General features: G+C 73.0%; 2 protein-coding genes and 1 pseudogene. 2 read left to right on the top strand and 1 reads right to left on the bottom strand.

Features of this window, described 5'->3' with window-relative positions:
• Positions 1–208: hypothetical protein (locus AC08ON_RS01135; protein ID WP_476616307.1), on the bottom strand; the 208-nt coding region annotated here is incomplete at its 3' end.
• A 410-nt stretch (positions 209–618) separates the two neighbouring features.
• Here AC08ON_RS01135 and AC08ON_RS01130 point away from each other — a divergent pair.
• Positions 619–1,116: an endonuclease domain-containing protein gene (locus AC08ON_RS01130; protein WP_476606067.1), complete on the top strand. Its 498-nt coding sequence runs from the start codon at positions 619–621 to the stop codon at positions 1,114–1,116.
• Positions 1,117–1,208: 92 nt separating this feature from the next.
• Positions 1,209–1,813 (top strand): annotated as a pseudogene (locus tag AC08ON_RS01125) (methylmalonyl-CoA mutase); the annotation flags it as partial.

Here is a 1,813-nt window from a genome sequence, read left to right as displayed (position 1 = left end):
GCTGCGCCAGCTCGTCCACTCTGGCCAGTGGAGCCATCCGGTGCGCGGTGTCTTCGTCGTACCTCTCGGCCCGACGGAGCTCCCCGGCTCCGTCGACGACGTCCCGCGGCCGGGGGGCCGGCGGCGCGCCGAGCATTCTGAAATCCGGGAGAAGGAATCCGCCGGACTTGTCCGGAACGACGTCGCGTGCCGACGAAGAAAGCGCCATGGTGCCATCACCGCGGGCCCCGGACACGCGGCGTCGGTCGTCGGCGGTGAAAATACAACGCCGATTCTCCCGGTCTTCTTCTCGCCATTTTCGGCACGGGTACGGGCCGCGCTCATCGGGCGTCCCCGAGCCGTCGTCTGCGGGATCACCGCCGCCCGGCTCCACGGTTTTCCGCTCGAGGTTCCGGAAAGCTCCGCCGAACCCGTGCACCTTCTTCTTCCGGCTCGGCAGACCCGGGCCCAGCCGCGCGGGATCCGGCTGCACTTCAGCGATCTCGACGTCGACCAGCGCGTCGAGCTGGGTGGGATCCCACTCACCTCGCCGGAGCGGACGCTGGCGGATCTCGTGCTGGCCGCCCAGTCGCGTGAGGTGGCGGTCGCCCACCTGGCGCAGCCCTGCACCGCGGCCTGGTGCCGAGCCTGGCGGGGGCACGGGCGGCAGCCGAGGGGCGGCGCGGTTTCCGGCAGACGACCGACTGGTGGTCGCTGGCCGACGGCCGGGCCGAGACCCCCCTGGAGACCCGGCTGCGGCTGCTGCTGGCCGACAACGGGCTCGCGCCCGTGGAATTGCAGTGGCCGGTCATGGACGGGACCGGCCAGATCATCACCCGGCTGGATCTCGCCTGGCCTGCGCAGCGACTCGACGTGGAGGCGGACACCTTCTCGGCCACCAGCCCGCCGGCGATGATCTACCAGGACCGTCATCGCGGCAACATCCTCGCCGCGCTGCGCTGGACGGTGCTGCGCTTCAGCGTGGCCGACGTGACCTGGCATCCGGAGCGGGTCGTCTCGGCGGTGACCCGGGTCCTGGCGGCGCGGGCGGCCGAGCGGGCCGAGGCGTCCAGAGTGGTCGCTGAGGCGTCCGCCGCCGGCACAGCCGCGGTGGCTGAGCGGCTGTGGGCATCGTGAGCAGGGACACGATCCGGCGAAACGCGCGCAAGGCGTTGTGACGGGAAGTACATTCCAGGCCGCCTGGGCCCCCCGGGCCTACGATCCGGAACATGAGCGTTCCATCGGCCGGGTTGTCGCTGGCCGCAGACTTTCCGGAGGCGACGCGCGCCGATTGGCAGACGCTCGTCCTGCAGGTGCTGCGCAAGTCCGGCGTGGCGACCGAGGCGACTACTCCCGGCGAAGTCGAGGAGCTGTTGGCCACGCGGACCTACGACGGTCTGCGGATCCGTCCGCTCTACATCGCCGAGAACACCCCCGCCGGCGGGGTGGGCCTGCCGGGGTTCGCCCCGTTCGTGCGGGGTGGGCGGGCGCAGGGCGCGGGCACCGGCGGCTGGGATGTCCGCGCGCTGCATGACAACCCCGATGCCACGCTCGCCGCCGAAGCGGTCCTCGCCGATCTGGAGAACGGCGCCACCTCGCTCTGGCTGCGGCTGGGGCCCGCCGGTCTGCCGATCGGCGGGCTCGGTGCGGTGCTGCGCGAGGTCTACCTCGACCTCGCGCCGATCGTGCTGGACGCGGGGGAGCTCACCGCCGCGGCCGCCGAGGAGTTCTTCGGCCTCGTCGCCGCCCGCGGCCTGCCCGGTTCGCAGCTCACGGGCAGCCTCGGCGCCGACCCGATCGGTCTGGCCGCGCGGACCGGCCTGCCGGCCGGCGG

The sequence above is a fragment of the Frankia sp. CoWAU3 genome (genome assembly GCF_977971855.1).
The sequence above is the reverse complement of the archived record's forward strand: the minus strand, read 5'-3'. Positions and strand labels throughout refer to the sequence as shown.